We start from the raw sequence: 10,765 nt of genomic DNA on the forward strand, positions 1-10,765 counted from the left end.
TAAAGTCCTGACTTAATCTTTTGAGACTGGTAGAATACTTAAAGAACGAACAAACTCTTCTCCAGAATTTGATCGAATCTTAAAATCATCAAATGGAGTATTAGGAAATATAAGGAATGTAATCACCCTCTCTCCTCCATTTACAAAAACCTCCACTGAAGATTTATCTACCCAAATTTCCAATTCTAACTCATTGCTTTCCGGTAAAATGTATGGAACGACTAGATCGTTATTATTCATATTTTTAAAATTATAACCAGCATCACTTCTGTCTATAAGAATTTCTGAAGTAGTCTTATCAAAATGAATTGACACTCCGCTCGTCCCATTTCCCCAGAAAAGCTCTACTGACTTTTCTTCAGACAAATCTAATGTAGTGCGTATTTGAAAAGTCCCGCTTTTTAGAACCGGATTATCCTGTATTTCTACTTCAGAAGCATTAAATTCGACATTATGAGAAGCCAAAACGGAACTAATCTCTTCAGCAGGCTTACTTAGAAGCAGATCACCGGAATCGGATAATTCAAGGGTTCGTGGCAAAGTCATTGCACTTCTCCACGCTGTTGTAGGAACATCCTGCGCATACTCCCAATTGCTCATCCATCCAATAAATAAATTTCTGTCATTCGGTTCATTACTCCAGGTTACGCCAGCATAATTGTCGGTGCCATAATCGAGCCATTTAGTTTCTGTCTGACTTGTTTGAAAAGTTTCGCCATCAAAAGCACCAAGGAAATACTGAGTCCCGGAACCTCCATTAGGTGCTCCCGGATTAATACTTACCAGTAGTGCCCATTGCTCTTGTCCATTTTCATTTCGCACAGTAAAAAGGTCCGGACATTCCCAAACCCCTCCATGGGCTCCCATGCCATGACCAAAACTCTGGAGATACTTCCACTCCTTAAGATCAGGTGAGGAATAAAACAGAATTTCCTGCCCTGCAGCGACAACCATTACCCATTGTTGCGTTTCCTCGTGCCAGATCACTTTCGGATCCCTGAAATCATCTTTATCTTCGTTGATCAAAACTGGATTCTCTCCATACTTTTCCCAGCTACGTCCCATATCATTGCTATATGCAAGGCTCTGGTATTGTTCTTTCGTCTCTGGATTCTGATGTGTAAATATTGCTACCAGCACATCTTCATTTCCCGTTTTGAACCCGGCAGTATTATGCTCATCTACAACTGCACTGCCGGAAAATATGTTTCCAAGATCATCAGGATACAACGCCACCGGAAGTTCCTCCCAGTTTACAAGGTCTTCACTAACGGCATGCCCCCAGTGCATAGGCCCCCAAACATTGTCGTCTGGATTGTACTGAAAGAATAAATGATATTCACCTTTGTAATACACCATTCCGTTGGGATCATTCATCCAATTCTTTTCCGGCGTGAAGTGGTAGGTAGGCCTATAATTACTATCTCCCACTATAATCACTGAAGGCTCATTTTCTTCATATTCCTTAGTACAGCCCAAAAGGATTAATGAAAGCACAATAAGTAAATATTTATTTTTCCTGATCATATCCTGATTTTTAAAATTATTGCACTTTTAAGTAATCCAATGCATTTTTTGTAATAGCTTCAATGTTTTCCTGAAACGTGTTTTCTCCATTGTTTTGGTTCCATTCAAAAGATCCAAGACCAATTCCAACTGCGGTACCTTTATACTCTTCATTTGGCAAGGTTTCAAAAATTCCCATCATAAAATAATCTGCAATGCCGTCCCAGGTGCCCAGCATATTTATTTGACTTTCTTCACTTATAGCCGTATAGGCAGCTTCATCTGCATTTCCATAACCATAGTAAGCCGGAAGATCAACAAATACATAATTATGATCTTCTTTCCATCCGGGGCCAAGAAGTGGGATTACTTTCCGACCATCAACATTGGTAGAATTTAGTCCTTCATAAATAGGATGGGAACTTTTATCGTGAGCCCGGCCAATGTTAATATTAACGCCCCATGTGTCTGGGTTGTCAAATCCTCCTCCGGCACCTATAGCTGTCCCGAAATTAGGGTCCATACGGCCAATGGTCCAGAGATACTGCACTGCATGAGTATTCAAAAGTAGACCACCTCCATTTCTATGGAATTCAGCAATAGCAGATACTACCTTTTCGGCTGTAGCCTCAGCAGGAAGGGTTGCGTTATCCGTGTCATTATCATAATGCCACCAAAGCACTCTAAACTCACTTAAGTCAAGCCCTTCTTCAATATCTGAAAACTGGATATATTCAGCATCAGGATAGTTCTCAAAAAGCCAGTTTGCGGAAGCGATTTCATCATCATCACTGATAGAGGCAACATTTGGTGCAATCCCCAGGTAGCCTATTTTGGTTGCGCCCACAGTGAAGTTTAGATATTTGGAAGGCGATGAATTTCCATCTGCATCCATAGCGTTGAGTTGAAAGCGATAAGTACTGTAGGTATCATTTTCAAAAGTATAGGAAGTGGCATCTGCCGGGAGGGTTATCTCCTGCGAATCAATTTTTAGACGAATACCGGAAATGTTTTCTTGCGGCAAGGTCCAGCTTAAGTTTACATTTGTCCCATCCTGCACCCCTCGAAAGTTGGTTACGGCCTGAGGTCCTTCCCGGTACATGTTTACTGTCTCTCCTAAAGAATAATTTCCTTCATCATCCTGAAGCTTCACGGTGAAGAAGTAATCTGTATTTACATCTATAATTCCGTATTCAAAAGAGTTGACAGGAGCATTTATATTTTCGACCCCATTGTTGTAATTGATCCTGGTGCTAAGGTTTCCTTCGTAGGTTGGATTGCTCCAGGTAACAACAGCAGTATCCCCAACCAATTCTACCTGTAGATTATCGACTGAAGGTATTACCGGTGCTGCCGCAGATTCAATTTCCCGATCATAGGAACATGAAATAAAAGCTCCAAAAAATACCGCTAATAATGCAAAGCCTTTTAATTTATTAAAGTTGATCATAATTTGGTGTTTTAGTAGCCTGTATTTTGTAAATATACATCCTGACTGAAGTTTATCTGAGCCTGTGGGATGGGTAAATATTCTTCCCGGCCTTCATCAAAAGAAGCTCCCTCATAATAGGATATTTCCTCCGCCTCTTCATCGTAATATCTGTTAAGAGTTTCTCCTGCGATTCCCCATCTTACAAGGTCAAAGAAGCGATTTCCTTCCATTGCAAGTTCTAACCTCCGTTCCCAACGCAATGCCTCGCGGGCTACATCCTGCGTCCAGTTGACATTTTGACCGTTTATGTAAGGACTTACTCCTGTATTAGTAGCGTAAGAGGAAATTAAGGAAGTACTCTGATCTGCTCTTTCCCGCACTTCGTTTATCAAAGGAAGAGCTTCATTGTGACGTCCCAGTTCAATTAAAGCTTCCGCCCTCATCAACAGCACATCAGCATAGCGGATCTCGATTCTATTTTTAGAATTTCCATAAAAAGGATCGATATTGACAAGGAATTCTGAATCTGCAGTTACATTTTCCTTTAAAGAAGCAGTATATCCATAGGTACTTGGAGACCTAACCCAATCTTCCTGATAAATATCCTCTTCATCATATTTCCAGGGTAGACCCGGAATTGCTACAGTATGATATAATCGAGGATCTACGTCATAAGCTTTTAAATTATTGAAATCTATGTTTGAATCATTATAATCGGAAAACAGAGGTAATCCTTCTTCATTAACTTTATAGGCATTTACTAAATTTTGACTGGGTTTATGGAAATCGCAACATCCAATTCCTTGTGGAGTTGCCAATACATCTGAATAATTTAATCTTCCATGAAGTGTACCGTCGTTGTTCGAGAATTGAATTGAGAATACTGCTTCCGGTCCATTTTCAAAACTCCCCGGCAAAAAATTATAAGCAAAATCCACTTCAAGTTGATGTTGTCCAATAACATGATCTGTTGCATCTAAAACCTGCTGTAATCTTTGTTGATTTACACTTACAACATTATGGTCTTCGTCCTGTTCAAAAGCCTGGTACAGCCGTGTTTTCGCCAGGTATGCATACGCTGCTGTTTCATCTGCCCTTCCAACTTCAGGTTGAGAAAGGGGAAGACCCTGCGCTGCTGCTTCGAAATCACCGGCAATGGCATTCCATAAATCATCATTACTTAAAGCACGATTTGAATAATTCCCGTATTCTTCCACAGGAATGTCTTCTGTGATATAAGGAACGTATTTATACATGATTTTAAGCATAAAATAAAAGTGTCCTCTTAAAAATCTCATTTCTGATATCCTTGTTTGCTTTTCTGGAAATTCAGCCTCATCTATCTGATTAAGGGCAGCCAATGCTTTGTTTACTCGTGAAATAGCAATAAAGCTGTTGTACCAGAAAGCATCCAGTTCGCCAAAATCCGTTCTTATGTTCTCAGAAACTTCAAAGAAGTGAAAAACCTGGATATCATTTGTTCCACTTCCACCTTTGTAGGCATCATCAGATCGTACATTTCCATAGGGCCAAAGACTAAAAGGTATATCATAATGATCATTACCCAATGCTGCATAAGCTGCTGTAACAAAACCATCTACATTCTCAGGAGTTGTCAATTGTTCTTCAGAAAGAACCGCATATGGATCTTCTTCCAGAAAATCTGAACATGCAGCGAGTAAAGTTAGAAGAACTATACCTAGTATATATTTTATTTTCTTCATAATAAAGCGTTTATTGTTATTAGAGTGATAGGTTTAATCCCAGAGTTACTGTAAGTGGCTGAGGATAACCCCATCCCGCATTTTCAGGATCTACTCCCGTAAAATCAGAAGAAGTTATCATTAGTAGATTTTGACCGCTGACATAAAATCTTGCATTTGTAAAATTCATCCTTTCCAGAAGTTCTTCTGAAAGGCTATATCCAACCTGAAGATTTCTCAATTTCAGATATCGGCCATTCTCCACGTAGTAAGTTGAAAAGCGGGATTCGGCATTACTGTCGATTGTGGTTAGAGCCGGAACAGATGTATTCACGTTTTCTGGAGACCAAGCATCGAGAAGACGGGTTCCTTTGTTGGATCCCACATCATCCACACTCCAGAAATCTGTCTGGAATTTTCGGTCATTGATCACATCTACATTTCCAACTCCCTGCCAGAAAGAGGTGAAGTCAAAATTTTTATAGCCAAGGGTAATATTAAAACCATAGCTAAAATTGGGATGTGGTATTCCAATCCATGTGCGATCATCATCAGTAATTACACCATCGCCATCCAAATCTCTGTAACGCATCCGACCTAAACCTTTCCCCTCTTGTTCTGCAGAATTCATTACCTCCTCCTCACTGGTGAATAAACCATCGGTAACATAACCATACATTGAGTTTATAGGTCTTCCAAGGATATTATCTTCACCTCCATCTCCACCATAGTTGTTCTGCACTTCCTGTGGCAGATAAGTTATTTCGTTTCTGTTAGTAGAAATATTAGCTGAGAGCTCATAGCTGAACTCCCCTTCGGTTTCATCCCGATAAGTCAATGCGAATTCCCAGCCTTCATTTTCCATGGAAGCTCCGTTCACCCATCTGTTGCCTCCTTCACCTATTGTTCCCAAGTATGGAGGTAGTACCAGGATATCTTCTGTCTCCTTGAAATAATACTCGATATTTCCAAATAATTTATATCCAAAAAATCCGAAATCAAGCCCTACATTAGTTTGAGTAGTAGTTTCCCATTTTAGGTCATCGTTCCCTATTTGAATTCCTCTGAACCCTGAAGGCAACAAACCTGAACCGCCTCCAGAAAGATCGTAGGCAGTTCCATATGAAGTTCCCCAGGTAGGATCACCCCCGGCGTAATCTGATACATATAATGAATAAATAGCATTATTATCTATCTCCTGATTTCCGGTTTGTCCCCATCCCAGCCGAAGTTTCAGATCTGATAAAAATGAGTAATTATCCTGAATGAAATCTTCCTCGCTTATACGCCAACCTGCAGAAAAGGCGGGAAAAGTTCCGAAGCGGTTATTTTCTCCAAATCTTGAAGAGCCATCACGACGTATGGTAGCCGAGAAAAGATATTTTCTATCAAAAGTATAATCTATTTTTCCAAAGAAAGATAACAAGCTGTAGGAGGTGGCAGACCCACCGTTATAAGCTTCCCCACTTCCAGCATCCGGATACATATATTCCGGAGTTTCAAGGATAAAACCCTCCCTTCTTAAATTGATATTTTTATAGTCATCTCTGAACATCTCTGTACCAGCCAACAAACTGAAGTCATGATTTTCGACATTAAATTCGTAAGTAGCTGTATTGGACCAGGTCCACTTCAAACTTCTCCAATCTTCAATATTTACTGCAGTTTCATTATTTTGCAAATAACCCGACCTGTAACTTCTTTGCAGAGAACGGCGATAAAAATTGCTGTAATCAATACCGAAGTTCGTTCGTATATGGAGATTTTTAACAAGCTCAAGGTCACCGTAGGCATTCCCGAAAATTCGGTGATATTGATATCCATTATCTTTATTGTATTCCAGTAAACGTACAGGATTCTGCCTATCGTTCATCCCTCCAACTGGTCCACCCCAACCTTCTCCATCTGCGGTTCTAACAGGAATAATAGGAGATGCTTTTAAGGCAAGGTCCAAAACTCCTGGATTTTCTATCTCGTGAGTTTTATTAAAGGTGAAGTTTTCACCTATTTCCAGTCGATCATTAAATAATTTATAGCTACTATTCATTCTCGCGGAAATTCTATTAAATTCTGTTGTCTTTACGATTCCTTTATTGTCATAATATCCAAGAGAGAAGAGGTAGTTTCCTTTTTCGGTGCCATTAGAAACAGATAAATCATACGATTGCGCAAAGCCTGTTTGGGAGATCTCATCAAACCAGTCTGTATCTGCGGATAACAAAGTTTGTTCCTCATCCAGGTATTCCGGTACAATGATATTGGTTAGAACAGCCTCGCCATTATTATTATAATCCCAGTCGAACTGGTATCTTAAATTATTGGAATTGGGATCGATACCATCGTTTACCTGTGCCTGCCACAGAACGCGACCATATTGTTCTGCATTGAGCACTTCTTGTCTATTAACATAAGTTGAGGCAGACACATATGTATTAAGGTTAACCTGCATCCTTCCTTCCTTTCCTTTTTTGGTAGTAACTATAATAACTCCGTTAGAAGCCCTTGATCCATATATACTTGCAGAAGAAGCATCTTTCAGTACTTGAATTGACTCGATGTCATTCGGATTCAATTCATGCATTCCAGCCTTGGTTGGAACTCCATCAATTACATATAAAGGATCTGTATTGTTAAGAGTACCGACTCCACGAATCACTACCTGAGTATTAGATCCACTTGGTGAACCGTCTGAAGTAATTTGCACACCGGGAAGCCGTCCCTGTAGAGCCCTTACTGGATTTGGTTCCGGTTGCTTGTTTACCTCATCCATGTCTACCACCGAAACTGCACCTGTAATATCGGTTCTCCTTTGAGAGGTATACCCCGTTACAACAACATCATCCAATTGTTGAGCATCCATTGTGAGGGAGACATTGATAGTAGTTTGATTATTTACAGCTATTCTTTCAGTCTGAAAACCTAAATAACTAAATACCAATATGGCCTCGGGCTCAATATTTTCAATTGTATAGTTTCCATCAAAATCTGTCACCACACCTTCATTTGTCCCTTCTACCTGGATAGAAACTCCTGGTAGAGGCATTTGATCATCTTCGGAAATTACAGTTCCCGATACGTCTATTCCCTGAGCCCAAATAGAAAAGGGTAGGAGAAATAATATAAATAACTTATTATTCATAGGTTATGGGTTAGTTTATTTTTAATTGATTGATCTGAAGATTTTCTATAATAAAATCTTGCTCTCCATCCGCCGTTATCGTCTGGTAGGGTTCATTGGGAAAGAAAATTTCTGTCATTACTGTTTCTCCCCTATCGTAGAAGATTTCTATTGAGGTTTTGTCAAGGACTATTTTTACTTTTAGAGTTTCCGCATCGGATGTTCTTGGTGCGGTCGAGACGTTCTTACCGAAAACATCTTTAAATTCTGTAAGGCCTGAATTCCCTCTGTTTAGAAAAAACTCCTTGTCTTTACCGGAATAGCCAAATAATAATTCTTCTCCTTCAGTATTCCCGAGTTTGAATTCATACCGTTGTTCCTGAAGATTTGGAATTTCAAAACTTATAGCAGCTTTCGAAAAATTTATATCTTCACTAGCAATCTGAGTACTCTGCTCAACTATTATTTCTTTTTGCTCAACTCCTGCAGAATAATATTGTTCCAGTTCCTCTACCGGAGAAGAAAAAATCCTATAGGTATCTCCTTCTTTTTTTAATTTAAGGGTCCTGGGTACGGTCATAGCGCTACGCCACTGTTCGGTAGGAACTTCATTTGCATATTCCCAGTTAGACATCCAACCAATAAATATATCACGTCCATCAGATTCCGGGATGTTAGACCAGGTAACACCGGCATAATTATCTTTCCCAAAATCTATCCAGTAGTCATGTTCTTCCCCAATCTCTGCAATAGATTCATGCGGAGTGAAGGTTGTTCCATCAAAATCGCCAATAAAGTATTGGGTTGCCGAGCCTCCATTAGGCCCGCCTGGATTTATGCTAACAAGTAGCACCCATTTCTCTTCACCTGTCTCTTCCACAGTCATTTTAAAAAGATCAGGACACTCCCAAACACCTCCGTGACCTCCAAGGTTCTGTCCGAAATCACTTTCGTGTTCCCACTCAAGAAGATTGGGTGAGGAATAGAAACTTATATGATCCTGAACTGCTAATGACATAATCCATTTTTGCTCTTCTTCATACCATTCTACCTTGGGATCTCTGAAATCCCTGATGCCAGGATTTTCAAGCACTGGATTCTGATCATATTTGGTCCAGGTTATCCCCTTGTCAAGACTGTATGCAATTCCTTGAGTCTGGAAATCATCCCTTCCTGCAGCCTCGGCTTCAGCATCGTGATAAGTAAAAATGGCTATTACTGGCGGAATATCCCCTTCCCCAAGACCCGAAGTGTTGTTATGATCAACAACTGCACTTCCTGAGAAAATTGTCCCATGTTCATCTGGTTCGAGGGCAATGGGTTGTTCCTCCCATGTAATAAGGTCGGTACTGGTGGCATGGCCCCAGTGCATAGGCCCCCATACATTATCATCGGGATTATGCTGAAAAAATAAATGATATGTTCCATCTAGATAGAACATTCCGTTGGGGTCATTCATCCAGCCCGAATCCGGTGTGAAATGGAAATTTGGCCTGTATGCAAATTCTTCTTCACTTTGTGCCGGTGACACTTCTTTTTGTGGAGCTGCTCCTTTTTTATCTTTATCCTGGCAAGAAGACAAACCTACACTCGTGAGAAGAGAAATCTGTAATAATAAGATATACTTTTTCATATTGTTAGATAGTTTGTTGTTTTTTATTTCGTGTTTTATTGATAGATAATTCCTCACTTAATTCCTCGAGAGACTTTCCTTTAGTTTCCGGCATCATGAATATGACAAACAGTAGTTGAAGCACCATCATAAATGCAAAAAATGCAAATACGTAAGCTGGACCTATAGTTGAAAACAAAAATGGTATCAGTGATGGAATGATTGCTGCTAACAACCAGTGAGTGGAAGATCCAAAAGCCTGCCCTGAAGCACGTAGATGATTCGGGAAGATTTCAGAAATGAAAACCCAAATTACCGCTCCTTGTCCAATTGCATGCGCCGCAATAAAAAGGAACAGGAAGATTGGCACAGATAACCCTCCCCAATTCAGGAAAAAAGATGCAGCCACCAGGGAAAGGGAAATAATATAACCTATAGAGCCAATATACATTAACAGTTTTCGACCCAGCTTATCAATAAGTACCACCCCAAGGATCGTAAAAAGCAGGTTCACTACTCCAATTCCGATACTGCTCAGCAATGCAGTACTTTCACCTAAACCGGCTGCTTCAAAAATACGGGGAGCATAATATAAAAAGGCATTTATGCCAGAAAGTTGATTGAAGAAAGCGACAAGGAAAGCTAGGATCAACGGAAATCTGTACTTTTTCATAAAAATATGTTCCCCTGTTAAGTTTGACTCAGATTGCTTTCTAATTTCAATCATCTTGTTTTCTACTTCGTCATCTGGATGTATTGAACCCAATATCTTACGGGCCTCCCCTTCTCTTGCCTTGGATATGAGCCATCTGGGGCTACGGGGAACCAAAAATACAAATGCAGTATAAATGAATGCGGGAATGGCTTCCACGCCCATCATCCACCTCCAGGGTTCCTCTCCCGTATTTCTCAACAAATAATTAGATAAAAAAGCAACCAGTATGCCCAGAACAATATTGAATTGATAAAGAGACACAAGACGCCCTCGATATTTTTGTGGAGCGATCTCGGATACATAGGTAGGCGCTGCAATAGTGGAAGCTCCCACTCCAAGTCCTCCAATGAATCTGAAAATGGCAAAAGTAATTGGATCATTTGCAAGTGCTGAACCAAGAGCGGAGATGATATATAACACTCCTATAAATAATAAAGTATTTTTTCTCCCAAACATATTTGTTGGAATACCTCCAAAAATGGCACCTATGACTGTTCCCCAGAGTGCCATTGCCATTACGACCGAACCATGAAATGCATCTGTGGTACCCCAGGCAGCCTGAAGAGATTTGTCGGCTCCTGATATAACAACAGTATCAAATCCGAATAAAAACCCTGCCAATCCCGCAGTTATTGACCACGCTAATATTTTGTTCATTTTTCCATTTTTGAATCGGTAA

General features: G+C 40.1%; 6 protein-coding genes. All 6 read right to left on the bottom strand.

Going from position 1 to position 10,765, the window contains the following annotated elements:
- Positions 1-12: 12 nt before the first annotated feature.
- Genes IE056_RS11305 through IE056_RS11330 form a run of 6 tightly spaced genes read right to left on the bottom strand, consistent with a single transcriptional unit; the run spans position 13 to position 10,743 of the window.
- Complete coding sequence (locus IE056_RS11305; RefSeq protein WP_189604821.1) at positions 13-1,527, bottom strand: glycoside hydrolase family 32 protein; 1,515 nt, start codon at positions 1,525-1,527, stop codon at positions 13-15.
- A 16-nt stretch (positions 1,528-1,543) separates the two neighbouring features.
- Positions 1,544-2,956 (bottom strand): DUF4960 domain-containing protein, encoded by a 1,413-nt coding sequence (locus tag IE056_RS11310; protein WP_189604822.1) that lies wholly within the window; start codon positions 2,954-2,956, stop codon positions 1,544-1,546.
- A gap of 11 nt (positions 2,957-2,967) precedes the next feature.
- Positions 2,968-4,662 carry a RagB/SusD family nutrient uptake outer membrane protein gene (locus IE056_RS11315; protein ID WP_189604823.1) on the bottom strand — a complete coding sequence of 565 codons (1,695 nt, stop codon included), beginning with the start codon at positions 4,660-4,662 and terminating at the stop codon, positions 2,968-2,970.
- Positions 4,663-4,681: 19 nt separating this feature from the next.
- Complete coding sequence (locus IE056_RS11320; RefSeq protein WP_189604824.1) at positions 4,682-7,780, bottom strand: SusC/RagA family TonB-linked outer membrane protein; 3,099 nt, start codon at positions 7,778-7,780, stop codon at positions 4,682-4,684.
- A gap of 10 nt (positions 7,781-7,790) precedes the next feature.
- Complete coding sequence (locus IE056_RS11325; RefSeq protein WP_189604825.1) at positions 7,791-9,392, bottom strand: glycoside hydrolase family 32 protein; 1,602 nt, start codon at positions 9,390-9,392, stop codon at positions 7,791-7,793.
- A 4-nt stretch (positions 9,393-9,396) separates the two neighbouring features.
- On the bottom strand, positions 9,397-10,743 hold the full coding sequence (locus tag IE056_RS11330) for a sugar porter family MFS transporter (RefSeq protein WP_189604826.1): 1,347 nt from the start codon (positions 10,741-10,743) through the stop codon (positions 9,397-9,399).
- Positions 10,744-10,765 lie beyond the last annotated feature (22 nt).

This window comes from Salinimicrobium marinum (genome assembly GCF_014651535.1).
In the GTDB taxonomy this organism is placed as follows: Bacteria; Bacteroidota; Bacteroidia; order Flavobacteriales; family Flavobacteriaceae; genus Salinimicrobium; species Salinimicrobium marinum.